The following is a 23,772-nucleotide window of genomic DNA, read 5'->3' as shown; positions in this document are numbered from 1 at the left end:
GTCTTGCATATTCTGGAATACTGGCAGAGGGGATGACGGCACGTGGAAAATGTTGTAGGATTAATACGAACATATGTTCGTTAGGTTTGTCACATTTCTTCGTGCTTCGTCGTCATTTTCATACCCGCCTTGCTGATAGAGAAAGAAGGTTCCTTATGAATCCCCAAGTGTACTGGCCCATCGTGGATCAGATTCTGATGCAATCATCACCGATACTGCACGACGAAGATGGTCTTCAGAGTTTGCGATTGGCCGTTTGGAAAGCGCTTCGAGAGATGGAAGAGAAAGAAGCCTCTGTATGCACACCTTTGAAACGCTAGAGGATATCAAACGTTTTGTGATCGCTGTGGCCAAAGCAAAGTCGGTGGACTATTGGCGCAGGGAGAGTCGGTATCGAAATCATGAACAATTGACCTTAAATCAAGCGAATGAGCAAGGTGAGGAGCCCATAGAGACTTTGCCTTCCACGGATGCGGAAAGAGATTTTCAAGAAGTGGGAATGAGGTTGGTTCTAGACACGTTGCCCGAAAAACAGAAAAGAGTCATGGTGGGTCTCGTTTTGGAAGACAAGACGGAACGAGAGTTAGCGGAGGAACTGAAGGTATCTCAGAGTACGGTTCATCGGCTGAAAACAAAGGCTATTCAGCAACTGCAAAAATTTTTTTGAAAAAAGTGAATCAAAATGGCCAGTCAAAACGGTTTTAAAAGTAAGGGGGATTTTAGAACTGCAAGGGAGGTGCAAAAAAATGGAACCGTTGTTTACAATCTCTTCCCTGCACACCGTGGATGGTGGAAGTTTGGCCGTCATGCTGGTGGTACAGATGGTGAAAACGTGGCCAGTATTTCAGCGTTTACCTACGCGTTTTCTGGCTGTGATGGTGGGAGAAATGTTGGTGATTTTCACGACAAGACCACTACCTACCCATGTGGGAGGTTGGACAGTGCTCATCCTCAACGGCGTGTTGTTAGCGGCAACCGCCGTTGGAGGGTGGCACCTGGTCACGAAAAATGTGACCGAAAAAACAAACATGGACTTGAGAGGATGATACCACATGATATGCAAAGAACGCCTTATTGAAGCGTTGACCCAAACGCACAAAGCGTTGATAGCCTATACCAGGTGCGCGGAAATGTTGGAGAACGAGGAAGACCAGAAGCGGTTCGAACAGGTGAGTTTGCTATTGGCAGAACAGGCCAAGGTTATCCAGGACGAACTGCTTGGCTATGCCCTCTACTGGGGACGTGGACGGGGACATATGCAAGGACGTGATCGAGCATGACCACCTATACTCCTGAGCAGGAAGTAGCCTGGATTCGCAAGATCATACGGCATGCCCTACTCAACGAGCAAAGACGTTATCGGCGTTGGGATCGAGAAAAACTGGTGCTTAATTCCCCAACAGGTGAGGAGGAAAGCTTAGAAACCATAGATACTTTGGGGGATGAATCGGCGATTCATTTCATGGTTGATCGGGAATGGGACATGTATTTACAAACTTTAAGCCCCAAAGAACAATTCATCATTCGCGGTTTGTATTGGAAGAATCATACACAATCTGAAGTGGCTCAGAAATTAGGGATAAGTCAATCAAGAGTAAGTCAAATTCATCAAGTAGCTCTTCAAAAATTAAGGGAGATGTTAGAACGTGATTTGTAAACGGGAACATGTACATGAATTATTGAGCGAAATCCAGCAAGGACATGATGTGGGGAATGCATTGATTCGTTGTTTTGAAGATGAGATCCGTTGCTCTATTCGTAGAAGCAGGAAAAGCCGATATGAGGACGTAGAACAAGCGATTCGAATGGCTCTGGTGAGGAATATCCAAAAAAAACGCTCATGACCCTTCGGGACACAGGCTATGATGAAAATGGTCATGGCTTTTTTGTTTGCTAAGAATCTCGCATAATGGAGACGAATCCGACCAGTTCGGTTCTGCTTTGTGGTGGTTTGACCCCGATAAAAAAACTGAATGGACAACCCTCGAAGCACAGGATATTGGACCGAGAGTCCGAGTAAAAAATCTTCAATGTCGGGTTGTCTTCGGATTCATCATTCTGTGGGATGGAGGTTGTCATTCATGATGGAAGCCATTCTTGAGCGGTGTGCTGGGCTGGGCTGGACGTATACCAGGAATCTGTAGTCGCCTGTGTGTTAACAGGCCAACTGGATCGCTCGCCCAAGTCTGAAATCCGGACGTTTGGCACGATGGTTGAGGATCTACTAGCGCTTGCAGATTGGCTCAACAAGAGTGGCTGTACGCATGTCGTCATGGAGAGCACGGGGGTCTACTGGAAGCCCGTCTGGAACGTGCTTGAAGCCTTTGATTTTGAATTGCTCCTCGCCAATGCGCACCACATCAAAAACCTCCCTGGACGTAAGACCGACATGAAAGATGCAGAGTGGATAGCCAAACTCCTTCGCTCTGGTCTCATTGAAGGTAGTTTCGTCCCTTCTCAAGAAACACGGGACCTGCGCGATCTGACTCGGTACCGGAAGAAGCTCGTACAGGATGCTACTTCAGAGAAAAACCGAATTCATCGACTCCTGCAGGATGCAAGCATTAAACTGACTACGCATATGTCGGATATCTTCGGGGTATCCGGACGAATTCTGCTACAAAAGATTATGGACGGCGAAGTCATTACATTGGAGTTCCTGGAGTCGGAGATGAAGGGTGCACTACGGCATAAATCAGCCAAATTGCTGCAGTCACTGAACGGTCGCTTACGGAGACATCACCGAGATATGCTGCGATTTTCCTATGAACACCTGCAATTCATTGAGAAGGCCATTCTGGAAGTAGAGCAAGAGATACGCGCTCACATGGCGGATAAGCAGGAAGCTTTTGAACTCATTACGACCGTACCCGGAATTAATGCAAATGCGGCAGCAATCATCTTGGCTGAGATGGGTACCGACATGGAGCAGTTCGGCGGTGACAAACAATTGGCGGCATGGGCCGGACTCAGCCCAGGAAATCATGAGAGTGCAGGTAAAAAAAACGGGTTCGGTCCCGAAGCGGGAACAGTGCTCTAAAAGCAGTGCTTTGCGAATGTGCCTGGGCAGCAGCACGAACAAGAAATACCCGCCTGTCCGCCCGTTATTGGTTATGGGTCCGTAAGATGGGCGCCAAGAAGGCGCTTGTCGCTCTCGCTCATACTCTGCTTCGGATTGTGTACCACATCCTGCATCGTAAAGAACGGTATACAGAGCTTGGTCCAGATTATCTAGATAGTTTCAAGCAACGTAGTGAAGAACGTCGGGAAGCGGACATGATTCGTAGGTTGCAAGAGAAGGGATTCCAGGTATCTAAACCTTGATACCGATGCGAATATCCAGTCATTCCGCGAGACTGTAGTGACAGCCTCTATTTCCGTTCGTCCATATTCGATCGAGACTCTTCAGCTGATACGGACTCATTTTCGTAAAAAATTCAACAGAGCTAATAAAAATCGCAAGTCGAAGTGCTTTTAAAGAGTAGAGGGGCAAAACGAAAGCCCCTCACCACTCCGGCCGGGTGGAATTCATAAACTTGGAGGAGATTTAAATGGCAAATGAAACACTCATATCAAGTTCGAGTCTTAACTTTGGAATTGATGGTGGAGGCGATGCTTCTACAGGGCCTTGTGGACTTAGTTTTTATATTGGTCAATTAGGAGCAGGTACCTCAATAGGAGCAGGACCATGCTATAGTGGTGCTTGTTTCAACATTGAAGCAGCTAATCAGGTTGGCGCAAGTAATACTTATGGCTATTGGTTTGTCTTTGGTCCATCTAGAGATCCTAATTATGATGGTTCGGTATCAACTGCTAAACAGTGGGGAATTAATCAAGGTAACCAAGCTATTCAAGCGTGGAATACCAATTCTTATGTAGCAAGATTAACCATTTTTGCTGACATTGAAGGATATCCGGGTATGAATGGATGGGTTAATAATACAGGTTTAAATCAAGCTGTTTGGGAAGGATGGTATAGTATAGTGCAGGCTGGTAATGGTGGAGAACTTATTGCAGGGGTATATAGTGCTCCAGATGCATGGAATGAAATTATGGGAAGCTCATATACGCTTTATAGTTCTACACCAACTTGGAGTTATGAACCCCAAAATGGTTGTGGTTCTAGTTGTCCTACAATATACTCATATGATGCAGAGTCATTCGGCGGAGTATATCCCGTGATATGGCAATATGCGCAAAATTGCGGAAACTATGGGGATTTAGATGCTGCTTCTGAATTGCCCAATTAACCTAATTAAAAATATAGAAAAGATTAACTACACTTCTCTTTCTTTTAAGAGAGGTGTAGTTTTATAGAGACAATCTTCCACGTGAGTCCTCCATTCGAAGTTTTGTACAGTTGACCGTGGGTTGATAAAATAAATCCAATATTGTTTGAAGCAAATTGGATTTGTTCTATTTTTAAAGAGGTAAAAGTGTTAGTTAACATCTTCCATTTAGAAGTTGATGAGTGAAATGAATTTTCCCATATTCCAGAGAAGTCGGAGACCACAAAACTACCGTTAGGAAGTACTACCCAATGGATTAACGTAGGTTGGGACGTCTGTTGAGGAAGCTTTAATTGTTGAAAGATATTCCATGTAGCTCCGGAATTAACAGATTTATAAAATATAACGCTGGATTGTTCATAAGATTGATTAGAGATGGGATCAACATGGATCTGGGTTTCAATGACTGGCAGATAACCAATTGTTTTAGAAATAAATTTAACAGGGTAGCTTATAAATTGTGCATCTTTGCTTTTTGGAGGAATTGGCAATCGGATCGCATGCCACTGTATATCATTATTTGAGTAATAGAAATAGATATCTCCGTAGGAAGTGTTTAAGCCAGAAATAAATGCGTTATTGGTGTTTAGAAACTTAATTCCAGTTGGTTCTCCATGAAACGGAAGTTCATTGTATGACTGTAAAAAAGATTGGGAAATTAATTTCCAATACTTACCTTGAGTATTTGTAGAATAAAGTAATAATTTACTACCTTGCATAGATTGACTTTGGTTGATCAATATCCAACCTTGATGAGAATTAATAAAATCTATAAACGATTGACTTTCCGTAGAATCAAAATGTAATTTAAATGGGATTTCATAGAATTTATTTTCGTTTAAAAAATACATATATTCATGATTATTGAGATTTACCCATATCCAAGCATATTTTTTATAGAAGTATGTATGAACGTTATATGGATTGTGGATTTGTTGAAAGATATGGGAAAGAATAACATCCCATGTTCTCCCCTTATTTTGAGTATATAAAATTCCTTTATTGGAGAGCGCCCAACCTTCCTGAAGATTAGACATAGAAATTTTGTATAGATCACAACTTGGCTGAGTAGTTTTTATCTCATGTTTATGTTCAATTTTATTGATATTTTGCGATGGACGTTTTTTTTGCATATAACGAATAGGTTGAGATCCACACCCGGTCACCGTCAAACACGTCAATGCAAGCATAGACGCAGTCAGTTCCCAGATTCGTTTTTGCACAAAAACCACCCCTAGTTTCGATTGTTCACCTGTATAGACGTACCCGCTACACACTTTGTGACACAGGGGCATTTTCCCATCCACACGGGTTATCTTCGTGACCGCAGAGCGTGTTCTGTCATCATCGGACGTTCTTACCCCATCGTACCCATCGACCTCATCCCAAACGCACAAAGCGTTGATAGCCTATACCAGGTGCACGGAAATGTTGGAGAACGAGGAAGACCAGAAGCGGTTGGAACAGGTGAGTTTGCTGTTGGCGGAACAGGCCAAGGTTATCCAGGACGAACTGCTTGGCTATGCCCTCTACTGGGGACGTGGACGGGGACATGTGCAAGGACGTGACCGAGCATGACCACTTATACCCCTGAGCAGGAAGTAGCCTGGATTCGCAAGATCATACGGCATGTGGCAGCCCATACGCGAAACCAATACAAGAGATGGAGCCGAGAACACCTCATTCTTAATACCGCGAATGTAGAAGGAGAAGAGTTTATCCAAACCATCCCTAATTTGTTAGCTGATCATTCAAACCGTGAGATGGAATGGTTTTCTGGCTTATCCGAGCGAGAAAAAATCATTCTGTATGGATTGTACTGGGAAGGAAAAAGTCAACGGGAATTATCCAGACAAATAGGGATTGCCCAAACAACGATTAGCCACATACACCGTCAAGCGATTCGGAAATTAAAGGAGCAGATACAAAATGAGGGATAGAACACAGAAGGTACACAATCTTTTGGAACAAGTTAGACAAAACAAGGAAGTAGATGTCTTTCTGTTATGTCGATATTTCCGAGCAGAGATCGATCAGCAAGTGTCATCTGTGCCGAGATGGTGGAGAGAGGAAGCTCAATCGCAAGTTTGTACAGGAATGTTGGAAGAGGTTCTGAAAAAAATTTTTGAAGAGCATGCTCAAAATGGGGAGTAGAGGTGCTTTTAAAGAGTAGAGGGGCAAAACGAAAGCCCCTCACCACTCCGGCCGGGTGGAATTCATAAACTTGGAGGAGATTTAAATGGCTTACTATGGAGTAGATACCAATACTTCAACCAGTCCCTGTGGAGTAAGTTTCTATATTGGGCAAATAGGTTATGGAACGACATCTAGCATGGAAAATTTTAATACGTCCGCCGCAGATAGTGTAGGAACAAGTAGAACATGGTCGTATTGGTATGTCAATGGTCCACAAAACGATCCAAACTATTCTGCTGAATACTCTGACTCAGATGCAGCAAATTGGGGACAGTTACAGGCTCAAGAGTACACAAATGCTTGGGTAAATAATACTTATGTTGGAGGTGTAACATTATTTGCAGACATTGAACAGGGAAATAACGACGAAGGTGGATGGCTGTTAGACGGTACAAGTAATAGTTACAGATTGAATTACTATGTATATCTTGGTTTTATTGAGTACTGTAAATCCTTTAGTGGGACAAGTGTTGGTGTTTATAGTTCGCCTGGTGAGTGGAGCTCAATCATGGGAGATGCAGCGGCCTTACCGGCTGATATTGAATGGATTGCCGATTGGAGTGTAGCTTGCGATGCGTGTCCGACAACTATAACAACCACTTCATTTGGAGCTATTTCACCGACGATATGGCAATTCAGTGGGAGCAATTGTGGATACGATCGTGATTTTGCAACGATGTTACCAGAGTAAATGGTTAAACCATCATAGGCCGTCTTGACCTATGATGGTTTGATTTCAAAATGATAAACGTGAATAATTTCATTATTCATTAGTCCACCACCACTGAGTGCTTCTTTATACATAACTCCAGATTTCACAATAAAGGTTTCAATTCCGGAGCCTGCTAAAGAGCGATTAACAATGAATAATGCTGGTGAGTTTGTCTTGTTATTTATGATATGAATGTCTGAATTCACTATTCCGGAAAAAATAATTTCGTAATACCCCTTTTTAGCAGGGAGCACCATAATATCTCCTATGGGTGTATCCCAAGCTGTATAAGGAGATTGTTTCGATGGAGTAAAAAGCTTGTATCTCGAGCTTAAATTATTGATTCTTAAAGGACGATAAACTCCTTTTTTAGGTACACTGGAAATAGGTTCCCCCCATTTAGGATAATTCCACTCAAAAATATTTCTTCCAAATTGAGAAACAAAATGTTTGTAAGTATTTGGAGTAATATTTATATATAAATAAAACCACTTCCTTTTCGCGGGAATAGGAACAGTAACATAGGGCTGAGATGAATTCTGTATAGTAACAGATGTTGCTATAGTAGATTGGTTATTGTGAATAGTCATAAGATTATGCTTTAATTGAAGATGAGATGTCTCCACATTTTTTGCTTGACTGATTGAATTTCTTAACGTTTGAAAATGGTTTTTGTTATACTTGGAAATTGTATCAGTGTAAGTTTTCCGTGTTTTGTTGGAGGTAATCTTGACTTGTGATGTAGTTTTTATAGTTTGTGGACTATGAATAGACTTATATTGTAAAGAATTTGCTGCACCAGAATTTATCCCACACCCGGTCACGGTCAAACACGTCAACGCAAGCATAGACGCAGTCAGTCCCCAGATTCGTTTTTGCACAAAAACCACCCCTAGTTTCGATTGTTCACCTGTATAGACGTACCCGCTACACACTTTGTGACAGGAGCATTTTCCATCCACACGGGTTATCTTGTGAACGTCAAATCCCGCCCACCTTGCACTCCCCCCCCTCATGCTGTAGCAAAGTCGTATATGAAAGCAAACCCCGCCGGGGAGCCAGCGGGGCACCTTCATATGCTATGCTTTTTTCGGTCTCCTGCGGATTCGCTCAGGCAGACGCTCCGACCACGGCAGCAACTCGTTCATTGCCGTCTGGTCGTCCGTCTGGATGTTCGGTAGCCGTTCGAAAAGGTACTCCAGGTACAGGTACGGGTTCAGTCCGTTCTCCTTGGCCGTCTCCACCAAACTGTACGTGGTGGCACTTGCTCTCGCGCCCCGTGGGGTGTTCGCGAACAGGAAGTTTTTTCGTCCGATCACGAACCGCTTCATCGACCGCTCACTCCGGTTATTGTCCAACTCCAAATGCCCGTCTTCCAGGAACGTGGTAAGTTTAGACCACTGGTTGAGGCAATAAGAAACCGCCTGCCCCAAGGCGCTCTTGGGCAGCAACTGTTTGTTCTGCTCCTGAAGCCATGCCAAAAACTCGTCCAGCACCGGCCGGCTTAACCTCTGCCGCTCTGTGTGACGTTCTTCTGGGCTCGCGTCCTTCAGAGCGCGTTCAATCTTGAACAACCGGTTACAGTATTCTAATCCTATTCTGGTCGCTGTCGGTTTCTTTCGCTCCTCTGCTGGCAGTGCAGTGTGTGCCTCATGAAACTTGCGCCTGGCGTGTGCCCAGCACCCGACCAGCTTCACCCCTGGAAGGTCGTTGTACCCGCTGTACCCGTCCACGTGCAGGTACCCCTCGAATCCTTCGAGAAATCGCTTCGGGTGCTCTTTCGAGCGGGTCTCCTGATAGTCGAACAGGACAATTGGCGGTCCATCTGCACCACTGCGGTACAACCACATGTACGATGTCGTCTCAGCCGGTCGTCCTGGCTCATGCAGCACTTGCAGTGTCGTCTCGTCCGCATGAAGATACCGCCGCTTGCGCAATTCCTCGTGCAACTGGTGGTATATGCGTTCGAGCCATCGTGTCGCGCCTAGTACCACCCAGTTCGCCAGCGTCTGCCGGGTCAACTGCAGACCCTGCCGGGCAAACTGCTCCTCCAGCCGGTACAGCGGTAAGCCGTCCACGTATTTCTTGTCCATCACATACGCCAACATCGATGCGGATGCCAGACTACCCGGTATCGGGGGCTTGGGCATCTGTGCCTTGACCATGGGCGTTTCGGTCCCATGCTTGTCGCACGTCCGGCATGCGTACTGTTGTTGCACGTGTTCACGTACCTTTGTCTGTGCCGGAATGTGGATGAGCTCGCGACGGATTTCCACACCCGCCTCGTCCATCACCTCGCCACAACACGGGCACTGACGTTCCTCCTCCGACAGACGGTACTCCACCCGTTCCACCGGAAGGTCTGCCAGCATGGCATCCCGCTGGCCAGGCTGCTTCTTGCGTCGCTCATAGGTCACCGTCTCGAGGGTGGGTTCCGTTGCCTACGGCTGCGCCTCAACCTCGGCCTCATTGAATACCAGATCCAAGCGCATCTGGTCATTCGCTACGCGTTCGCTGGACTTCCCAAATTGCCGATGACGGGTCAGGCGAAGCTTCTCCAGCAGCAGTTTGACCTGCTTTTTCAGCTCCGCGACTTCCAGTTCCAGCGCCTCGTTGCGCTGTTGAAGGGCTTCCAGTTGGTTTGGGGTCTCCGTCGTCGTGTTCATCATGCAAAACGATTTCGACACACTTGCCGAAATCCCTTGACAGATCCTTCTGTGTTTATCGGTCTCACACCACTTTTTTCGCCGTAACTTTGGGGTGTGCCTTTGGTTGGTTGAGTGGCAGTCCGTCCAACAGCCAGTTCAGCTCCCGACGGGTGATGAGGAGGGTCTTGCAGTCCCTGGCGCCCGGCCATTCAAACCGTCCCCGCTCCAAGCGGCGGTAAAACAGCCAGAAGCCGTTGTGTTCCCAGTACAACAACTTCAATTTGTCCCGCTCCCGGTTACAAAACGCGAATACCGCTGGAGAAAACGGGTCCAGCTGAAAGGACTCCTGCACGAGGACCGCCAAACCGTCGATGGACTTGCGCAGGTCCGTGCTGCCGCAGGCCAGATACACGCGCAACTCCGGTGCGGTGTCGATGTTCAGCATAGCGATGCCAGAGTGCGCACCACATCGCGCAGCAGATCCGAGTCGTAACCAGGTAAGACCTCGATCACAGCAGGCCCTACGCGTACGGACAGCGGCTTGTCCGTCACTTCAGTCGCAAACTCGTCCAAGCGCACCGGGATAAAACGCGGCTCAACATCATCGCGCCCCTGGCTGTCGTGGGCGGTGTCCGCCTTAAACTTGCCGACCCAATACCTCAGCTGGTGCTCCTTGACCTGATGCGCGGCACACCATGCTGCTCCGGTTAACCCGCTGGCCCGAAAGTCCGTCACACGGGCGCGCCAAAGCTCGCGAAGTTCTTCTAACTCGGCTTTTGTCACGATGATCCCTCCATGACTGGATTCTGGAGGGGATCATCTCGCAGAAGAAGGACTAACGCTAGGTGTGCGCTATTTGACGCACACGTTATCTTCGTGACCGCAGAACAAGCTTTGTCATCATCGGACGTGCTTACCCCATCGTACCCATCTACCTCATCCCAAACGCACAAAGCGTTGATAGCCTATACCAGGTGCACGGAAATGTTGGAGAACGAGGAAGACCAGAAGCGGTTGGAACAGGTGAGTTTGCTGTTGGCGGAACAGGCCAAGGTTATCCAGGACGAACTGCTTGGCTATGCCCTCTACTGGGGACGTGGACGGGGACATATGCAAGGACGTGACCGACATGACCACCTATACCCCTGAGCAGGAAGTAGCCTGGATTCGCAAGATCATACGGCATGCCCTACTCAACGAGCAAAGACGTTATCGGCGTTGGGATCGAGAAAAACTGGTGCTTAATTCCCCAACAGGTGAGGAGGAAAGCTTAGAAACCATAGATACTTTGGGGGATGAATCGGCGATTCATTTCATGGTTGATCGGGAATGGGACATGTATTTACAAACTTTAAGCCCCAAAGAACAATTCATCATTCGCGGTTTGTATTGGAAGAATCATACACAATCTGAAGTGGCTCAGAAATTAGGGATAAGTCAATCAAGAGTAAGTCAAATTCATCAAGTAGCTCTTCAAAAATTAAGGGAGATGTTAGAACGTGATTTGTAAACGGGAACATGTACATGAATTATTGAGCGAAATCCAGCAAGGACATGATGTGGGGAATGCATTGATTCGTTGTTTTGAAGATGAGATCCGTTGCTCTATTCGTAGAAGCAGGAAAAGCCGATATGAGGACGTAGAACAAGCGATTCGAATGGCTCTGGTGAGGAATATCCAAAAAAAATTCAACAGAGCTAATAAAAATCGCAAGTCGAAGTGCTTTTAAAGAGTAGAGGGGCAAAACGAAAGCCCCTCACCACTCCGGCCGGGTGGAATAATAAAGAGGTGAGAACAAAAAAAATAAAAATAAAAATCTATAGTACCAAAGAGCATTTATTTCTAAATAAATTACAAAAACAAAACGATGAGATGGAGGAAACTAAAATGACACTAAATGCAAAACAAATTTTTCTTTATGCAGCAGATGATACGGACTATAGTCGAGCATTAGATATTGCAGACAATTTTAACCTTCCATATGGTAACGTAATCGGTAGTTTTGCAAATGCATGGACAGCAACAGCTGTTGGAAATTTTATGGTTATTGCTGTTGGGAATGCGGCAAATAATGCATTATATTACAATCCATGTGGATTTTCTGGGTATGTTTCCGGTTCAACACCTTTTTCATATTATAGTACACCTAGAGATACACTTCCTGGACAAAATTACTATATGAATGCAGCAGGATCAACTGGAACAGATAGCTATGACCTAGCTTATGCTTATGTTAATTGTGCTCTCAATGGTAATTGTAGTACCAATTTAAGTCCTATATCACCTGTTTCAACTTGTATTGGTCGCAATCCAGTCAATCAGAATGCAGCATCATTTGGTTCTACTTGTGATGGTTCTAATACATGTGGCGGGAATATTCAAAATCAGCAGAGTATTTCAGATATAGAATCGACAGCCATAGAATCCGGATGGGATCCTGAAGCAATAGCTCAAACTGTTTTAAATTTAATGAGTGGCTCTGGTGTGAATATCTACGGTATGGATCGATATATGGCAGTAGCAGCAATGGTTGATCAAGGTTGTTATGTTTGTCCTACTACATGCTATCAATTCGGATATGGGTGTGATTGTTCTTCCCCACAGGATGGTCAAGGATTTGGGGTTCTGCAAGATACCTGGAGTAGTGAAGGACGATTAGATCATTCCAATACAGCGATTAATAGTATTCAAAACAACAGTCAAAGTGAATCAGCGTGGTTTCCGTTGGGAATTAACCCCTGTACCGTTGTTGCTGATCCAGGAACAGCATTTGCAGAATTTTACTGGTGGGCATTAGCTCAACCTTATGATAATTGTGAGACAATCCCATATTGGGTAGTGTGCCCGTGTAGTGCTGCTTGTGATGCTATACAAGCATATACAACCCAAACGGGAAATTCATGCACATACTATAATTCAGGATGTTCTACGATATGTGACTGTACCAGCTAACAGGTAAAAGATTATCACAAACAGGACTGTTTCAAAAAGGGTGAAAACTACCTAGCGAGACAGTCCTTTTTTTATCCTAAATACAACTTTAATAGGAACCAATGTTATTTATAATCTCAGTAATTTCCATTTTGCTGCCATGCGAAGAACTCCCACAGCTTCATTAGTCTCATCGAATCCTGCCATAGAGACGTGGATGACGTCATTTCCTTGTAAAAATGAGGCATTTGCATAATCCCCGTGTACTCCAATTTGTACAGTTGCAACACCAGGACTTGGTGGAAGTAAATGAACATTCATATATTTGACCATCGCATGGGCAACTTGAATTTCTGTTTTTGCTAAACTATTTGGCAAGATAAAAGTCCAATCTCCTTCGTTCCAAACAAGGGTTGTACTGAAATTCTGTAACTGATACATGGTTCCAACAATACCATGACCTAGACTAATATTGCGATGCGACCAAGATATCCATGATTCTGTATCAGCGTCTAATGGAAAACCATTAAGCAAATTATTCATACTTTCAGTATGCAAGGCAGGAATGCTAGTGACAGTGATATTATTTACACCGATTGACCATGAGGGTCCTAACTCCCAATCAATTAAATTTTGTAATACGCCATTTTTTGACTTTTTGAGGATTTGTAAACTATTTGTATGAAATGGTTGTTTAGTCATGTATATCTTAGCTGACCATCCGTTTGAAGTGGTTTGTACAAAAGCTGATGGAAATCCTTTTAATGATGTTTGTGGCAATTTTATCGGTGCTCCAATAGGAACCTGTGTATGCTTAATTAACCATTCAATTACTCCGATAAGCGGCGTTGGATAAAGTTTTATTGTTGTTTGCAAATTAGATTTCTTCATAGATGGAGTGGAAGTTGATTTTATACGGTCAGATTTGTTATTGTTCGCTTTTGAAGACGAATAAGTTGTTAGACTATGTGTAGATTTTAATGCTGTTATTTGTGAATTATTGTTAGTGGTTGTGAACATTGAAGAAGCTCCAGAGTTCCCACACCCGGTCACCGTCAAACATGTTAAAGCAAGCATAGACGCAGTCAGTCCCCAGATTCGTTTTTGCACAAAAACCACCCCTAGTCTCGATTGTTCACCTGTATAGACGTACCCGCTACACATTTTGTGACAGGGGCATTTTCCCATCCACACGGGTTATCTTCGTGACCGCAGAGCGTGTTCTGTCATCATCGGACGTTCTGACTACAACGTACCCATCTACCTCATCCCAAACGCACAAAGCGTTGATAGCCTATACCAGGTGCGCGGAAATGTTGGAGAACGAGGAAGACCAGAAGCGGTTAGAACAGGTGAGTTTGCTGTTGGCGGAACAGGCCAAGGTTATCCAGGACGAACTGCTTGGCTATGCCCTCTACTGGGGACGTGGACGGCGGGATTGATATTCAAAGTCAGAATAAAAATCTCATCAAATGGAGTGAAAATATGTCATGAACTTAAAGAAACAGTTTGAACCAAAACAAGAAGTTGCATGGTGTCTTAAAGTCATTCGCAATCATGCTCATAATATGCGTAAACAATATGCGCGTTGGAGTAAGGATGAATTAACTTTGAACGAACTAACAATGACAGGGGAAGAGAGAGAAGAATCATTCCCGTCAGAGGCAGCAAGTTATGAATTGTCAATGACTGAATGGGAAATTTTTTTCAATGAGACATTGACGAACACAGAGAAATGCATTGTGAAAAAAATTTATTGGGAAGGAGCTTCTCAACGAGAAACAGCAAAATCTTGTGTCTTGAGTCAAGCTGAAGTAAGTAGAGTCAATTATCTTATCTTACAAAAGTTAAAGGAGGAATTAAAGCAATATGAAATGTAGTGCTCATCAAATTCAAGAGCATTTACAAAATGCTCGAGATGGAAATAGGAAATCTGCCAAAATGTTATGTAAGTGTTTTGAATCTGAATTCAAAAAGCAAGCATATAGTATTTCGTCAAGCTATGCACAGGAGATAGAACAGGAACTATGCCATGAACTTCTTAAACAAATTTTAAAAGACCTTTCTTGTGAATCAAAATAACGATTCAAGTTGTTTGTATAGAGTAGAGAGCCAAAAATCGGTTCTCTACTCTTCACTTTTGAAAGGAGGGATTACGATTGGCTAAAGTCAAAGTTTACGCCAGTTCGACATGTGTCTACTGTAGGAAAGCCAAAGAGTTCCTTAAACAAAACGAAGTGGACTATGAAGAAGTAGACGTTATGACGGAGATTGGCAAACACGAGTTAGAAAAACTTGGATTCAATGTGGTTCCCATTCTACTTATTGATGATCAAGTAATTCGTGGATTTAACAAGGTAGCCATCCAAGAAGCACTGCATCTAGATATGACTACTCCCTGATGTGAACAAGACCGACAGAATCAAAAAAATGAGGTGACAATTATGACAATACCAGCAGGGAATATATTACTTTATCCCGCCGATTCATCCAACTATGACATGGCTATGGCGGCGGCAAGCATTGCCGGTGTACCCATTTCTCCCAATGTACTAGGTGATTTCTATGATATTTGGAATCATACGGAAAGTGGTGAATATCTCGTCATTACAGTGGGGGCAAACGCGAATAATGCTCTTTACTATAATCCTTGCGGATGGAGCAATCCTGCAGGTGATGCCGGTGGGTCAACACCTTTTGCATATGCTTCGGAGCCGCAGTCGTCATTGCCTGGTGCAAACTACTATGAGAATGGTGCCGGAACAACAGCACTTGGAACTTTAAAGTTAGTCACCATGCTTGCCTATTATGCGGTAAATGGTAGTTACCCAAGTGGATGGGGAGATACTTTACCAGCTACAGCTGTTGCAAGCAACACTTGTTCTTCATCTATGAGTTCTGATCAAGGATGCACCTGTTAAAAATTCTAAATTAAGGAGGAAACGAATCATGAGTATATCAGCATCGCAGTTAGTGTTATATGCTGCTACAACTGGAGACCTAGAAAAGGCAAGAGGTATAGCTGCGGCACTTCAATTGCCAAGCACCAGTGTACAGGCTGATTTTTATAATGCTTGGAATCAAGTAACAAGTGGAGACTATTTAGTCATAGCGGTTGGCGGAGCAGCCCTTGATTCGCTTTATTACAATCAGTGCGGCTGGAGCAACCCAGCTGGGGAAGCAGGTGGGAGTACACCTTTTGCGATTGCAACTGCACCTCGCGATACGTTGCCAGGAGCGAATTACTTTGTCAATGGAGCGGGTGCAACAGCATCTGATACTCTCTATATTTCAGCGGCATACGCATACTATGCTCTTTATGGTGTATACCCTGCTGAATTTCCGAGTCCACCAACACCAGAAGGGCCATCAGCCGTTTGTGAAAGTTCCTTTAATTCTGACGTTCCATGTCCGTGCAGTACAACCGGTAACTACTATGGTGGAGATTCTCGTGATTATCAATCCGTGTCTTGTGGTTCATTTGATTTTTATGGGAAACCTACAGGCTATGGAGTAACACCAACTCCGGCTTGTTCGTGTAGCACTTGTATTAGCAACGCTGCCTCAGTTTACAGTTTGTGGACTCTTCAGGGACCTGGAGATGCAGGTAGTTACTCCACTTCAGAATGGGGAACCAAGCAAGCAGAAGCTGCAATAAGTCAGTTACAAGGTGATAGTAGTATTACCGGTAAAACAATATTCTTTGATGTAGAATTGGCCTCTGGAGGATGGGGAACAAACCAAACTGCAAATCAAGAAGTATTAGAGGCTGCTCTGTCATACATTGCAAGCACCTCAGAAGGATATAATCCAGGGGTATATATATCAATTGGTTCAACAGACAATAAATGGAATTATTATTTCGGCTCTTCATATGTACCATCAACGCCTTTTGTATTATGGGCGGCGCTACATCAGTGTTATTCATGTAGTGAGGCTGAAAGTATGTGGCCAAACTATTATCAAAGTTCACCGATAAATGCTGGGGGTCAAGAAATTGTAATTGCCCAGTATTCTATTGGTGAAGTTTGCAGTGGAGTAGCAGGTGATTTGGATTACATGAGGCAAGACCCAAAAAGTCTTCAGTTTCAACCAGTTTCATATTAATCGGGTAGAAAGTGGTGACTAACCCCCGTTCTCCCACACCACCGTACGTACCGTTCGGTATACGGCGGTTCATGTCGTGGAACGAAGGGCATCGTATCGTTCAACTAGGCTCACGAGTCCTTGGTCTCGCCAGTAGGCGAGGCCAAGGGCTTTGTTCATTTGCGGAGTCAATGCCAGACGCCAGTATCCCTTGCGAGAACCGCTAATATTTCTAGCCCATTCCTCGGGGATGCCGAGAGAAACCAGTTTCTTGCGCTTCGTTTCTCTTAAGCCCCGAAATTGGATTTGAGTCTTCATCCCTTGTCCACTAAGCTTGAATTATCAGTGGAGGGGATTTATTGATGCAACGGAAACGATATACGTTGGAATTTAAAGAACAGATTCTTAAAGAGGTGCGTGAGGTGGGAAATGCCGCCCAGGTAGCGCGCCGCCACGGTATTGTCCCAAAAGTGGTTGATAACTGGATGTCTAAATCCAAGCATCAGGATTGGCAGTCCGCAGCCCCTGAGGCAAAGAAGGTTGCCAGCTACATCCCTTCCTCGTCGGAGTTCAAGGAGCTTGAGACGGAGAACGACAAGCTCAAGAAGATCTTGGGTGACAAGGATCTGGAGATTGCCATACTGCGTGACCTGTTAAAAAAAGCAAACCCTCACCTGCGGATAAATTAGCGATTGCGCACAAGTGGATCACAGCCGGACATTCAGTCACCTTCGTGCTGCGCATCGTGGGGGTCTCTCGATCCACCTATTATTATCAACAGACACACGAGCCGAAGTCGAGAACCTCTTAAGCCCCGAAATCAGGTTGGACAAACTCCCTGCTGCGTAGGATACTAAACCAGCAGGAGGATGAATAATGGAACGTCGGAAATTTACAACACAGTTTAAGCAGCAGGTTGTACGTGAATGTATTGAGACCGGGAATATTGCTTTGGTCTCCAGAAAGCACGACATCAACACAAATGTGGTTCGTCGTTGGGTGAAGCAGGCTGAGCAAACGTAGTGAACCCGATTTTGTCAAGACAGATGGGATGGCTTTTAAGAGAGAAATGCAATTCAGATAAAAACCGTCTCACGCTGCGTTCCGTTTCTTTTGCCAATTTCTGAATTCCAAAGGCGAGCGATAACCTAGTGCGGAGTGTGGTCGGTCCGTGTTGTAAAAGTGAATGTACGATTCAATTGCCGCTTTCGCCTCGGCAAAGCTGTTGTATTCCTGCAGCCAGACTTCTTCCTCTTTCAGTGACCGGAAGAATCGCTCGATGTATCCGTCAGCATCAGGGTTGTTGTACCCCGTCCGCTCGTGATTGATTTGGCAGACCTTCATCGCTTCGATGAACCGTCGACTCGTCATCTGGCAGCCATTGTCCGTTCGAAGCGTCAAACCGGCACCTTGAACGCCGCTTGGGAAACGATAATTCAGCGCCATATCTACAGCATTCAGCAAGTCCTCCGTACGGCAGAACCGGGAAAATGAGTACCCCACAATCTCCCGGTCATAAGCGTCAATCACGGCAAACAGATAACCCCATCCGTCTTTCCCGCACCACACCTTCGTCATGTCGCACTGGAAATGCTCGTTGGACCTGGTGACTGGTATTTTCCCTCGCCGTTTCGCTCGTGAAGCGCCCCGTTTCTGGGTTTTCACCAGCAGCCCCATTTCCTTCATCAGCCGATACACCCGTTTATGGTTCACCCGCAAGTTGTATCGGCGGCGCAGCATGACTTGGATTCGCCGGTATCCGTACGTGGGGAATTCTTCGCACAGTTTCCGAATCCACTGATGAACCACAGCGTTCTTATCCACAGGAGGCCGCTTCGGTTTTGGCACATACGGCTTCAATAGGCTGTAACAGTACGTCCGATTCAGCCCTAACGCTTTTGCAATCACTGGGACCGGGAACCCTTCTTTGGTGAGCTGACAGACCAAAGAACGGCTATTTACTTCCGGCCCCAATTCGATTTTTTTCGCAACACATCCACCTGCATCGTAAGCTCACCGATCTTAGCCCTAGCCTCCTGCAACTCCTTCTCCAACTCCTGCTCCCTCGTAGAGGGTCCGGACTGAAGTCCAGCCCGCCCACCAGACAGGAACGCTTCACGCCACCTGTAATAAAGACTCTGGGCCACGCCATGCTGCCGACATACTTCGCTAATATTTGCACTAGGCATCATGCCCTCGAGGACGATGTTTATTTTTTCATCCACTGTCCACTTACGTCCCAGCATCACAAACACCTCTACTTCATCTTAACCCATCCCTTCTGTCTGGGTTGACTTTGGGGCAAGTATACAAAATGGTGGCAAGATTCCTGGCACTCTAAAGGGAGTTCCTACGCATGTCACCCCTGAAGAGATTAAGCAATTAAACGCAGAGCGTTCTGAGCTGTCTACGGAAGTTGAGCAATTGAGAAAGGCTCTTGCTGACCAGGCGCTTGAAAATAGTATTTTGCGTGACCTGTTAAAAAAAGCAAACCCTCACTTGCGGATAAAGTAGCCATTGCGCACAAGTGGATCACAGCCGGACATTCAGTCACCTTCGTGCTGCGCATCGTGGGGGTCTCTCGGTCCACTTATTATTATCAACTGACACACGAGCCGAAGCCGAGAACGACTTTGGGAGGGCGTCCTGCGACCCAATATACGTATACGCACGATGGAAGCAAAGTTAGTGACGAACAGGTCAAGGAATGGATAATGAACGCCGTAGCGGGAGATGGGTTTGCCTACGGATATCTCAAGCTGACCTACGTGTTAAAACGAGAGTATCAGTTGGTTATCAACAAGAAGAAGGTATATCGACTGTGTAAAGAGCTGGGGATTCTCAAACAGCAGCGGCAAATCAAGTCCAAGTATCCACGGAGATTGGCCAGAAATCGGGACATTATGGCACCGAATCAGCTCTGGGAAGTTGACATCAAATACGGCTACGTTCATGGTGAGGATAGATTCTTTTTCGTACTGTGTAAGCGTCAAATAGCACAGACCTTGCACCACGTAATCACTGGTCCTAGGCTTTCTACATAAAAGCCCTGCCGTCGGCGGGGCTGTATGTTCATATATCACTTTTTGCTAGGCTTGCGTATGGATTCAGGTAGTTGTTCAGACCAGGGGAGTAGGGCTCCTAATAGCTCTGGGTCGTCGATTTGGATATTCGGCAGCTGTTCGAAAAGATGAGTAAGGTACAGGTTTGGATTCAATGTGTACGTCAAATAGCGCACACACATATAATTCATGGGGGAGTTACATTTTAATTAATACTACTTATAAGGTGTCATTGACACGGCCATTTCTAATGCCGACAGATAACCACCACTTGAATTAGAATTCCAAGTTCCATTGCTAATTGTGTTAAATACGTACTGTCCTTTATTCCAAGCAACGTAAATAGTTGCATATCCTGATGCCAGATTCGTGAGAACGTAGCCTTTTGTATCGGGAACAGGAAGAAATTTATAATGACAATACTGGACAATTTTTTTAGCAATTGTAATAGCTTCGCTTTGTGAACTTGTCGGATACAAAACTTGCATTGTCCATCGCCCTTCGTTCCAGACGAGTGCAGATACGTTTTTCCCTTGAACTGGTGACTTTTTTACTCCAGCTTGAATACCATTTCCCAAGCCTATTGTTGATACAGATGGCACAGATGTTTGTATATACAGCGATGAATTTTCTGGTAATAAATGTTGAGAAGCGGTGTTTGTAGTAGACCAGTCAGACATGCTAAATCCACCTATGTTTAAGTTATTCCGATTGAACATGATACTATAGTTCGATGTCGGTGAACTTCCGATATTAGTTGATACTGTCACTGGAACAGGTGTGTGTGCTGAACCAGGGTAAATTGTAGGTGCATACAACGGAAGTGATGTCTTCCCACTAATCTGTTGCATACCTTCTTGGATTAGTGCAGGAAAGGTATCCATTTTTGTACCAGTCTGATTTGAACTCGTACTGCTCATCTTGGTTTGATTTGTCAAATTCGCAGTGACTACCGTATTATTTGATGATATTGATGCACTTGTATTGTTAGTAGCAGTGTTGTTCGTCACATTCTTCGAAGGAGTCGAACTTGAACTCACTCCACCACCTGTCCCACATCCTGTTAGGAGCCCAACTATTGTCAATGCAATCCCTGCTGTAATCCATTTTTTATATCGTTTCACTTTGAATTACCTCCTGAGTATTTTGCACATGATGATTATACGGCAACTTTATTGAATCGGTTAAATCAATCAAAATCCAATTTCTGGACGGAATCAAACAACGCATGAGGCGATTCTATCAATCCCACACCCGGTCACGGTCAAACACGTCAATGCAAGCATAGACGCCGTCAGTCCCCAGATTCGTTTTTGCACAAAAACCACCCCTAGTCTCGATTGTTCACCTGTATAGACGTACCCGATACACATTTTGTGACAGGAGCATTTTTCCATCCACACGGGTTATCTTCGTGACCGCAGAACAAGCTTTGTCATCATCGGACGTTCTTACCCCATCGTACCCATCTACCTCATCCCAAACGCACAAAGCGTTGATAGCCTATACCAGGTGCGCGGAAATGTTGGAGAACGAGGAAGACCAGAAGCGGTTGGAACAGGTGAGTTTGCTGTTGACGGAACAGGCTAAGGTTATCCAGGACGAACTGCTTGGCTATGCCCTCTACTGGGGACGTGGACGGGGCCATGTGCAAGGACGTGACCGAGCATGACCACCTATACCCCTGAACAAGAAGTAGCCTGGATTCGCAAGATCATACGGCATGTGGCAGCCCATACGCGAAACAAATACAAGAGATGGAGCCGAGAAGACCTCATTCTCAATGCCGCGAATGTAGAAGGAGAAGAGTTTATCCAATCCATCCCTGATTTGTTAGCTGATCATTCAAACCGTGAGATGGAATGGTTTTCTGGCTTATCCGAGCGTGAAAAAACCATTCTGTATGGATTGTACTGGGAAGGAAAAAGTCAACGGGAATTATCCAGACAAATAGGGATTGCCCAAACAACGATTAGCCACATACACCGTCAAGCGATTCGGAAATTAAAGGAGCAGATACAAAATGAGGGATAGAACACAGAAGGTACACAATCTTTTGGAACAAGTCAGACAAAACAAGGAAGTAGATGTCTTTCTGTTATGTCGATATTTCCGAGCAGAGATTGATCAGCAAGTGTCATCTGTGCCGAGATGGTGGAGAGAGGAAGCTCAATCGCAAGTTTGTACGGGAATGTTGGAAGAGGTTCTGAAAAAAATTTTTGAAGAGCATGCTCAAAATGGGGAGTAGAGGTGCTTTTAAAGAGTAGAGGGGCAAAACGAAAGCCCCCTCACCACTCCGGCCGTGTGGAATTCATAAACTTGGAGGAGATTTAAATGGCTTACGGAGCAACTTCCTGTTCAAACCCAAGTAACAATACGTATGATGCCTACTACCTTGAAACTGCTGATCCTGTTTGTGATCAGACAATAGTTTCTTATTATGGAGCTAGTGGAGACTCGGAATATGCACGTATGAGAGATCACTTAATTGGAGCAGCTTCTCAATTTAATCTCCCGTCAATGGTTGGTATTAAGTCAATATAGTGGACACCTCAAAACAGAGAAATTGTAAGTTTTAATATTCTGACACGATTACTTTTGTCTCGCTTAGCTTGCCTTGACTCTCGACACTTGGAAATATCTTCTTTCGTACTCAGCCGGTGCTAGAAACCCGATAGATGAGTGTACCCGCTCCCGGTTGTACCAGACCTCAATGTATTCGAAGATCCGTCGTATGGCTTGTTCCCTTGTTTTGAACTTTTCCAGATACACGAGCTCTCGCTTGATGATGCTGTGAAACGACTCAATACACGCATTGTCAAAGCAATTACCCTTGCGGCTCATGCTACCAACCATCCCGTACTCTTGCAGCTTTTCCTGGTAGTCATGAGAGGCGTACTGGCTCCCACGGTCCGAATGATGCAGCACTGGTTCTGTTGGCCTCTGGCGTTTGCAGGCCTGCTCCAGCGCTCCGATGCACAGCTCTTTTGTCATCCGTGCATCCGCACGCCAGCCCACAATCTTGCGGCTATATAAATCCTCCAAGCTGGCCAGGTAGAGCCATCCCTCATCCGTTGGGATGTAAGTGATGTCTGCCATGTATACTTGGTTAGGACGCTCTGCTACGAACGTTTGGTTTAGCACATTATCCTGTACCGGGTAGTCGTGGTTCGAATACGTCGTCGCCTTGTACTTGCGGACTGTGCGGCTCCTAAGCCCATTCTCCCGCATGATGTTGGCCACTGTCTTTTGAGCCACCCGTTCGCCCTCATGGCGCAGGATCTGCGTGATCTTAGGACTGCCATATAGACGACGGGATTTCACGAATATCTGATGGACTCGTTTCGTGATTCGCTTCCGGCGCTTGGAACGCTCACTCTCAGGACGCCTGAGCCAAGCATAGTACCCGCTCCGAGATACCCCCAATATTTTGCACATCTTCTCAACCGAAAATTTGGAGCGGTGTCTGTGGATGAATTGGTACCTTATTTCCGGTCGTTTGTGAAGATGCGCACAGCTTTTTTTAAGATCGCATTCTCCTCTCGCAGTTCACGGATTTCCCGCTCAAGATCCCGTAGGGCCTTCGCTTCCGGCTTGAGGTTCCCGCTCCCGACGAACGGGGTAGAAGGATCCTCCTTGTATTTTGCCATCCAGCCATACAACGTCTTTTGCGAAATACCGAGCTCCCGAGCCACCTGGCTCGCTGGTTTCCCGCTCTCCAAAGCCAATTGAACTGCGTGAAGTTTGAATTCCTTGTCGTATTTCTGTGTCATGTGGCTCACCTCGAATCGCCTTATTCTTACATTCTCGATTCGTTGTGTCCACTATTTCATCCTAACACCAGGTT

Annotated in this window: 38 protein-coding genes and 1 pseudogene; 28 read left to right on the top strand and 11 right to left on the bottom strand. The window is 45.3% G+C overall.

Translation table 11 applies throughout. The features are described from left to right. The first annotated feature begins 155 nt into the window (after positions 1–155). The 8 genes from ACOJUR_RS14185 (at position 156) to ACOJUR_RS14150 (ending at position 4,250) form a co-directional block, all read left to right on the top strand. Positions 156–320, top strand: a complete 165-nt coding sequence (locus ACOJUR_RS14185; RefSeq protein WP_203115738.1) for a hypothetical protein — start codon at positions 156–158, stop codon at positions 318–320. After that, on the top strand, positions 299–667 hold the full coding sequence (locus tag ACOJUR_RS14180) for an RNA polymerase sigma factor (RefSeq protein ID WP_420950367.1): 369 nt from the start codon (positions 299–301) through the stop codon (positions 665–667). Before ACOJUR_RS14185 ends, ACOJUR_RS14180 begins: the two co-directional genes overlap by 22 nt. A gap of 79 nt (positions 668–746) precedes the next feature. After that, positions 747–1,046 carry a hypothetical protein gene (locus ACOJUR_RS14175; RefSeq protein ID WP_420950366.1) on the top strand — a complete coding sequence of 100 codons (300 nt, stop codon included), beginning with the start codon at positions 747–749 and terminating at the stop codon, positions 1,044–1,046. A 6-nt stretch (positions 1,047–1,052) separates the two neighbouring features. Further along, positions 1,053–1,280 carry a hypothetical protein gene (locus tag ACOJUR_RS14170; RefSeq protein WP_420950365.1) on the top strand — a complete coding sequence of 76 codons (228 nt, stop codon included), beginning with the start codon at positions 1,053–1,055 and terminating at the stop codon, positions 1,278–1,280. Continuing rightward, positions 1,277–1,657, top strand: a complete 381-nt coding sequence (locus ACOJUR_RS14165) for a sigma-70 family RNA polymerase sigma factor (protein ID WP_420950354.1) — start codon at positions 1,277–1,279, stop codon at positions 1,655–1,657. Before ACOJUR_RS14170 ends, ACOJUR_RS14165 begins: the two co-directional genes overlap by 4 nt. A 447-nt stretch (positions 1,658–2,104) precedes the next feature. Continuing rightward, complete coding sequence (locus ACOJUR_RS14160; RefSeq protein WP_420950364.1) at positions 2,105–3,040, top strand: IS110 family RNA-guided transposase; 936 nt, start codon at positions 2,105–2,107, stop codon at positions 3,038–3,040. A gap of 86 nt (positions 3,041–3,126) precedes the next feature. Continuing rightward, positions 3,127–3,324, top strand: a complete 198-nt coding sequence (locus ACOJUR_RS14155; RefSeq protein ID WP_420950363.1) for a hypothetical protein — start codon at positions 3,127–3,129, stop codon at positions 3,322–3,324. Positions 3,325–3,551: 227 nt separating this feature from the next. Further along, on the top strand, positions 3,552–4,250 hold the full coding sequence (locus ACOJUR_RS14150) for a glycoside hydrolase family 25 domain-containing protein (protein ID WP_420950362.1): 699 nt from the start codon (positions 3,552–3,554) through the stop codon (positions 4,248–4,250). 44 nt (positions 4,251–4,294) lie between these two features. Here the strand turns inward: ACOJUR_RS14150 and ACOJUR_RS14145 are convergent, their stop codons facing one another. After that, on the bottom strand, positions 4,295–5,512 hold the full coding sequence (locus tag ACOJUR_RS14145) for a hypothetical protein (RefSeq protein WP_420950361.1): 1,218 nt from the start codon (positions 5,510–5,512) through the stop codon (positions 4,295–4,297). Positions 5,513–5,609: 97 nt separating this feature from the next. Between ACOJUR_RS14145 and ACOJUR_RS14140 the strand changes: the two genes are divergently transcribed. The 4 genes from ACOJUR_RS14140 (at position 5,610) to ACOJUR_RS14125 (ending at position 7,176) form a co-directional block, all read left to right on the top strand. Further along, on the top strand, positions 5,610–5,867 hold the full coding sequence (locus ACOJUR_RS14140) for a hypothetical protein (RefSeq protein ID WP_420950360.1): 258 nt from the start codon (positions 5,610–5,612) through the stop codon (positions 5,865–5,867). Continuing rightward, positions 5,864–6,229: an RNA polymerase sigma factor gene (locus tag ACOJUR_RS14135; RefSeq protein WP_420950359.1), complete on the top strand. Its 366-nt coding sequence runs from the start codon at positions 5,864–5,866 to the stop codon at positions 6,227–6,229. The genes ACOJUR_RS14140 and ACOJUR_RS14135 overlap by 4 nt, the downstream gene beginning before the upstream one ends. After that, positions 6,219–6,443, top strand: a complete 225-nt coding sequence (locus ACOJUR_RS14130; protein WP_420950337.1) for a hypothetical protein — start codon at positions 6,219–6,221, stop codon at positions 6,441–6,443. Before ACOJUR_RS14135 ends, ACOJUR_RS14130 begins: the two co-directional genes overlap by 11 nt. Positions 6,444–6,528: 85 nt before the next feature. Further along, positions 6,529–7,176: a glycoside hydrolase family 25 domain-containing protein gene (locus ACOJUR_RS14125; protein ID WP_420950358.1), complete on the top strand. Its 648-nt coding sequence runs from the start codon at positions 6,529–6,531 to the stop codon at positions 7,174–7,176. A 29-nt stretch (positions 7,177–7,205) separates the two neighbouring features. On the opposite strand, the gene ACOJUR_RS14120 is transcribed toward ACOJUR_RS14125, so the two are convergent. From ACOJUR_RS14120 to tnpA, 4 genes and pseudogenes are all read right to left on the bottom strand, one after another. Beyond that, positions 7,206–8,078: a hypothetical protein gene (locus tag ACOJUR_RS14120; protein WP_420950357.1), complete on the bottom strand. Its 873-nt coding sequence runs from the start codon at positions 8,076–8,078 to the stop codon at positions 7,206–7,208. Between the two features lie 198 nt (positions 8,079–8,276). Continuing rightward, positions 8,277–9,863 (bottom strand): annotated as a pseudogene (gene tnpC / locus ACOJUR_RS14115) (IS66 family transposase). Positions 9,864–9,927: 64 nt separating this feature from the next. Next, a complete protein-coding gene (gene tnpB / locus ACOJUR_RS14110) occupies positions 9,928–10,290 on the bottom strand; it encodes an IS66 family insertion sequence element accessory protein TnpB (protein WP_420950356.1) in 363 nt (120 codons plus the stop codon). Beyond that, positions 10,284–10,628: an IS66 family insertion sequence element accessory protein TnpA gene (gene tnpA, locus ACOJUR_RS14105; RefSeq protein WP_072875300.1), complete on the bottom strand. Its 345-nt coding sequence runs from the start codon at positions 10,626–10,628 to the stop codon at positions 10,284–10,286. Before tnpA ends, tnpB begins: the two co-directional genes overlap by 7 nt. Before the next feature lie 93 nt (positions 10,629–10,721). Between tnpA and ACOJUR_RS14100 the strand changes: the two genes are divergently transcribed. From ACOJUR_RS14100 to ACOJUR_RS14090, 3 genes are all read left to right on the top strand, one after another. Continuing rightward, entirely contained in the window at positions 10,722–10,994 is a 273-nt protein-coding gene (locus ACOJUR_RS14100; protein ID WP_420950355.1) for a hypothetical protein, read from the top strand. Further along, the gene (locus ACOJUR_RS14095; RefSeq protein ID WP_420950354.1) at positions 10,975–11,355 is read left to right on the top strand and encodes a sigma-70 family RNA polymerase sigma factor; all 381 of its coding nucleotides are present in this window, start codon (positions 10,975–10,977) and stop codon (positions 11,353–11,355) included. The genes ACOJUR_RS14100 and ACOJUR_RS14095 overlap by 20 nt, the downstream gene beginning before the upstream one ends. 279 nt (positions 11,356–11,634) lie before the next feature. Next, positions 11,635–12,798 carry a hypothetical protein gene (locus tag ACOJUR_RS14090; protein WP_420950353.1) on the top strand — a complete coding sequence of 388 codons (1,164 nt, stop codon included), beginning with the start codon at positions 11,635–11,637 and terminating at the stop codon, positions 12,796–12,798. A gap of 108 nt (positions 12,799–12,906) precedes the next feature. Here ACOJUR_RS14090 and ACOJUR_RS14085 read toward each other — a convergent pair whose 3' ends face one another. Beyond that, positions 12,907–13,887 carry a hypothetical protein gene (locus ACOJUR_RS14085; protein WP_420950352.1) on the bottom strand — a complete coding sequence of 327 codons (981 nt, stop codon included), beginning with the start codon at positions 13,885–13,887 and terminating at the stop codon, positions 12,907–12,909. A gap of 95 nt (positions 13,888–13,982) precedes the next feature. Here ACOJUR_RS14085 and ACOJUR_RS14080 point away from each other — a divergent pair, with 95 nt between their 5' ends. The 6 genes from ACOJUR_RS14080 (at position 13,983) to ACOJUR_RS14055 (ending at position 16,884) form a co-directional block, all read left to right on the top strand. Then, positions 13,983–14,219: a hypothetical protein gene (locus tag ACOJUR_RS14080; protein ID WP_420950351.1), complete on the top strand. Its 237-nt coding sequence runs from the start codon at positions 13,983–13,985 to the stop codon at positions 14,217–14,219. A gap of 48 nt (positions 14,220–14,267) precedes the next feature. After that, positions 14,268–14,657, top strand: coding sequence for a sigma-70 RNA polymerase sigma factor region 4 domain-containing protein (locus tag ACOJUR_RS14075; protein WP_420950350.1), 390 nt, complete (start codon positions 14,268–14,270; stop codon positions 14,655–14,657). Further along, positions 14,647–14,859: a hypothetical protein gene (locus ACOJUR_RS14070; RefSeq protein ID WP_203115748.1), complete on the top strand. Its 213-nt coding sequence runs from the start codon at positions 14,647–14,649 to the stop codon at positions 14,857–14,859. The genes ACOJUR_RS14075 and ACOJUR_RS14070 overlap by 11 nt, the downstream gene beginning before the upstream one ends. A 77-nt stretch (positions 14,860–14,936) precedes the next feature. Further along, a complete protein-coding gene (locus tag ACOJUR_RS14065) occupies positions 14,937–15,179 on the top strand; it encodes a glutaredoxin family protein (protein ID WP_420950349.1) in 243 nt (80 codons plus the stop codon). Between the two features lie 42 nt (positions 15,180–15,221). Further along, the gene (locus ACOJUR_RS14060) at positions 15,222–15,698 is read left to right on the top strand and encodes a hypothetical protein (RefSeq protein ID WP_420950348.1); all 477 of its coding nucleotides are present in this window, start codon (positions 15,222–15,224) and stop codon (positions 15,696–15,698) included. A gap of 28 nt (positions 15,699–15,726) precedes the next feature. After that, complete coding sequence (locus ACOJUR_RS14055; RefSeq protein ID WP_420950347.1) at positions 15,727–16,884, top strand: glycoside hydrolase family 25 domain-containing protein; 1,158 nt, start codon at positions 15,727–15,729, stop codon at positions 16,882–16,884. Between the two features lie 69 nt (positions 16,885–16,953). Here the strand turns inward: ACOJUR_RS14055 and ACOJUR_RS14050 are convergent, their stop codons facing one another. Continuing rightward, positions 16,954–17,181, bottom strand: a complete 228-nt coding sequence (locus ACOJUR_RS14050; RefSeq protein WP_420950346.1) for a hypothetical protein — start codon at positions 17,179–17,181, stop codon at positions 16,954–16,956. A gap of 44 nt (positions 17,182–17,225) precedes the next feature. Here ACOJUR_RS14050 and ACOJUR_RS14045 point away from each other — a divergent pair, with 44 nt between their 5' ends. Both ACOJUR_RS14045 and ACOJUR_RS14040 read left to right on the top strand, forming a co-directional pair. Then, on the top strand, positions 17,226–17,552 hold the full coding sequence (locus ACOJUR_RS14045) for a transposase (protein ID WP_420950560.1): 327 nt from the start codon (positions 17,226–17,228) through the stop codon (positions 17,550–17,552). A 187-nt stretch (positions 17,553–17,739) separates the two neighbouring features. Next, positions 17,740–17,886, top strand: coding sequence for a transposase (locus tag ACOJUR_RS14040; RefSeq protein ID WP_420950345.1), 147 nt, complete (start codon positions 17,740–17,742; stop codon positions 17,884–17,886). A 69-nt stretch (positions 17,887–17,955) separates the two neighbouring features. On the opposite strand, the gene ACOJUR_RS14035 is transcribed toward ACOJUR_RS14040, so the two are convergent. Next, positions 17,956–18,810: an IS3 family transposase gene (locus tag ACOJUR_RS14035; protein WP_420950498.1), complete on the bottom strand. Its 855-nt coding sequence runs from the start codon at positions 18,808–18,810 to the stop codon at positions 17,956–17,958. 11 nt (positions 18,811–18,821) lie between these two features. Further along, a complete protein-coding gene (locus ACOJUR_RS14030) occupies positions 18,822–19,109 on the bottom strand; it encodes a transposase (protein WP_370541913.1) in 288 nt (95 codons plus the stop codon). 312 nt (positions 19,110–19,421) lie between these two features. Here ACOJUR_RS14030 and ACOJUR_RS14025 point away from each other — a divergent pair, with 312 nt between their 5' ends. Further along, positions 19,422–19,907: an IS3 family transposase gene (locus tag ACOJUR_RS14025; protein WP_420950344.1), complete on the top strand. Its 486-nt coding sequence runs from the start codon at positions 19,422–19,424 to the stop codon at positions 19,905–19,907. A 233-nt stretch (positions 19,908–20,140) separates the two neighbouring features. Here the strand turns inward: ACOJUR_RS14025 and ACOJUR_RS14020 are convergent, their stop codons facing one another. Beyond that, positions 20,141–21,049 carry a hypothetical protein gene (locus ACOJUR_RS14020; RefSeq protein WP_420950343.1) on the bottom strand — a complete coding sequence of 303 codons (909 nt, stop codon included), beginning with the start codon at positions 21,047–21,049 and terminating at the stop codon, positions 20,141–20,143. A gap of 290 nt (positions 21,050–21,339) precedes the next feature. On the opposite strand from ACOJUR_RS14020, the gene ACOJUR_RS14015 reads away from it, so the two are divergent. The 4 genes from ACOJUR_RS14015 to ACOJUR_RS14000 all read left to right on the top strand — a co-directional run bounded on the left by ACOJUR_RS14015 (position 21,340) and on the right by ACOJUR_RS14000 (position 22,469). Continuing rightward, complete coding sequence (locus tag ACOJUR_RS14015; RefSeq protein ID WP_420950339.1) at positions 21,340–21,597, top strand: hypothetical protein; 258 nt, start codon at positions 21,340–21,342, stop codon at positions 21,595–21,597. Beyond that, positions 21,594–21,959, top strand: a complete 366-nt coding sequence (locus tag ACOJUR_RS14010) for an RNA polymerase sigma factor (RefSeq protein WP_420950338.1) — start codon at positions 21,594–21,596, stop codon at positions 21,957–21,959. The genes ACOJUR_RS14015 and ACOJUR_RS14010 overlap by 4 nt, the downstream gene beginning before the upstream one ends. After that, a complete protein-coding gene (locus tag ACOJUR_RS14005) occupies positions 21,949–22,173 on the top strand; it encodes a hypothetical protein (RefSeq protein ID WP_420950337.1) in 225 nt (74 codons plus the stop codon). The genes ACOJUR_RS14010 and ACOJUR_RS14005 overlap by 11 nt, the downstream gene beginning before the upstream one ends. An 86-nt stretch (positions 22,174–22,259) precedes the next feature. Beyond that, positions 22,260–22,469 carry a hypothetical protein gene (locus ACOJUR_RS14000; RefSeq protein ID WP_420950342.1) on the top strand — a complete coding sequence of 70 codons (210 nt, stop codon included), beginning with the start codon at positions 22,260–22,262 and terminating at the stop codon, positions 22,467–22,469. Positions 22,470–22,532: 63 nt separating this feature from the next. On the opposite strand, the gene ACOJUR_RS13995 is transcribed toward ACOJUR_RS14000, so the two are convergent. Beyond that, positions 22,533–23,698 (bottom strand): IS3 family transposase gene (locus tag ACOJUR_RS13995; RefSeq protein ID WP_420949712.1). Its coding sequence is split into 2 segments (ribosomal slippage): positions 22,533–23,440 and positions 23,440–23,698, totalling 1,167 coding nucleotides; the frame shifts between segments, so codons are not numbered across the junction. Positions 23,699–23,772 lie beyond the last annotated feature (74 nt).

It is taken from the genome of Alicyclobacillus tolerans, assembly GCF_048984885.1.
In the GTDB taxonomy this organism is placed as follows: Bacteria; Bacillota; Bacilli; order Alicyclobacillales; family Alicyclobacillaceae; genus Alicyclobacillus_I; species Alicyclobacillus_I tolerans.
Note: the sequence above shows the minus strand (reverse complement) of the source record. Positions and strands in the feature narration are given on the sequence as shown.

What these genes read in the sequence shown, in the direction of transcription:
- ACOJUR_RS14185 (WP_203115738.1), top strand. Translation starts at nt 156, where the DNA reads ATGAATCCCCAAGTGTACTGGCCCATCGTGGATCAGATTCTGATGCAA.
- ACOJUR_RS14180 (WP_420950367.1), top strand. Translation starts at nt 299, where the DNA reads ATGCACACCTTTGAAACGCTAGAGGATATCAAACGTTTTGTGATCGCT.
- ACOJUR_RS14175 (WP_420950366.1), top strand. Translation starts at nt 747, where the DNA reads ATGGAACCGTTGTTTACAATCTCTTCCCTGCACACCGTGGATGGTGGA.
- ACOJUR_RS14170 (WP_420950365.1), top strand. Translation starts at nt 1,053, where the DNA reads ATGATATGCAAAGAACGCCTTATTGAAGCGTTGACCCAAACGCACAAA.
- ACOJUR_RS14165 (WP_420950354.1), top strand. Translation starts at nt 1,277, where the DNA reads ATGACCACCTATACTCCTGAGCAGGAAGTAGCCTGGATTCGCAAGATC.
- ACOJUR_RS14155 (WP_420950363.1), top strand. Translation starts at nt 3,127, where the DNA reads ATGGGCGCCAAGAAGGCGCTTGTCGCTCTCGCTCATACTCTGCTTCGG.
- ACOJUR_RS14150 (WP_420950362.1), top strand. Translation starts at nt 3,552, where the DNA reads ATGGCAAATGAAACACTCATATCAAGTTCGAGTCTTAACTTTGGAATT.
- ACOJUR_RS14135 (WP_420950359.1), top strand. Translation starts at nt 5,864, where the DNA reads ATGACCACTTATACCCCTGAGCAGGAAGTAGCCTGGATTCGCAAGATC.
- ACOJUR_RS14130 (WP_420950337.1), top strand. Translation starts at nt 6,219, where the DNA reads ATGAGGGATAGAACACAGAAGGTACACAATCTTTTGGAACAAGTTAGA.
- ACOJUR_RS14125 (WP_420950358.1), top strand. Translation starts at nt 6,529, where the DNA reads ATGGCTTACTATGGAGTAGATACCAATACTTCAACCAGTCCCTGTGGA.
- tnpB (WP_420950356.1), bottom strand. Translation starts at nt 10,290, where the DNA reads ATGCTGAACATCGACACCGCACCGGAGTTGCGCGTGTATCTGGCCTGC.
- ACOJUR_RS14095 (WP_420950354.1), top strand. Translation starts at nt 10,975, where the DNA reads ATGACCACCTATACCCCTGAGCAGGAAGTAGCCTGGATTCGCAAGATC.
- ACOJUR_RS14075 (WP_420950350.1), top strand. Translation starts at nt 14,268, where the DNA reads ATGAACTTAAAGAAACAGTTTGAACCAAAACAAGAAGTTGCATGGTGT.
- ACOJUR_RS14070 (WP_203115748.1), top strand. Translation starts at nt 14,647, where the DNA reads ATGAAATGTAGTGCTCATCAAATTCAAGAGCATTTACAAAATGCTCGA.
- ACOJUR_RS14060 (WP_420950348.1), top strand. Translation starts at nt 15,222, where the DNA reads ATGACAATACCAGCAGGGAATATATTACTTTATCCCGCCGATTCATCC.
- ACOJUR_RS14055 (WP_420950347.1), top strand. Translation starts at nt 15,727, where the DNA reads ATGAGTATATCAGCATCGCAGTTAGTGTTATATGCTGCTACAACTGGA.
- ACOJUR_RS14050 (WP_420950346.1), bottom strand. Translation starts at nt 17,181, where the DNA reads ATGAAGACTCAAATCCAATTTCGGGGCTTAAGAGAAACGAAGCGCAAG.
- ACOJUR_RS14045 (WP_420950560.1), top strand. Translation starts at nt 17,226, where the DNA reads ATGCAACGGAAACGATATACGTTGGAATTTAAAGAACAGATTCTTAAA.
- ACOJUR_RS14040 (WP_420950345.1), top strand. Translation starts at nt 17,740, where the DNA reads ATGGAACGTCGGAAATTTACAACACAGTTTAAGCAGCAGGTTGTACGT.
- ACOJUR_RS14030 (WP_370541913.1), bottom strand. Translation starts at nt 19,109, where the DNA reads ATGCTGGGACGTAAGTGGACAGTGGATGAAAAAATAAACATCGTCCTC.
- ACOJUR_RS14010 (WP_420950338.1), top strand. Translation starts at nt 21,594, where the DNA reads ATGACCACCTATACCCCTGAACAAGAAGTAGCCTGGATTCGCAAGATC.
- ACOJUR_RS14005 (WP_420950337.1), top strand. Translation starts at nt 21,949, where the DNA reads ATGAGGGATAGAACACAGAAGGTACACAATCTTTTGGAACAAGTCAGA.
- ACOJUR_RS14000 (WP_420950342.1), top strand. Translation starts at nt 22,260, where the DNA reads ATGGCTTACGGAGCAACTTCCTGTTCAAACCCAAGTAACAATACGTAT.